The organism is Adlercreutzia equolifaciens (assembly GCF_029076695.1).
Taxonomy (GTDB): domain Bacteria; phylum Actinomycetota; class Coriobacteriia; order Coriobacteriales; family Eggerthellaceae; genus Adlercreutzia; species Adlercreutzia equolifaciens_A.
Genome location: NZ_JARFIK010000434.1, coordinates 1 through 298 on the forward strand (window position 1 = coordinate 1; position 298 = coordinate 298).

Genomic DNA, 298 nt, shown 5'->3' on the forward strand with positions numbered 1-298 from the left:
GTTAGTTACGCGCCTATGTTCGAGGGTTGCGAGGAGCTGCACGAGACGCTGTACGCGCTGCTGTCCTCCATTCAGCCGGGCGATTTCTTCGCATTGAACGCCTTCCTGCCTTATACGGGAGAGGGCCGTCGCGAGGCCATCGAGCAGATGCGCCATGGCGTGGCCGAGTCCTACGGCGTGGTGTCGTGCCTGGAGGTGGGGCCGCGCTACCTGCACTCCACGGGCCAGCTGCAGAAGGGCGGCCCGAACATGGGCGTCTTCCTTATTCTGTCCGCCGACGAGCTCAAGGACATTCCGC

The 298-nt window shown here is 63.8% G+C and carries 1 pseudogene; it reads left to right on the plus strand.

The annotated features are described in order from the left end of the window. Nucleotides 1-298: pseudogene (locus PZH32_RS13050) on the plus strand (glucose-6-phosphate isomerase); the annotation flags it as partial.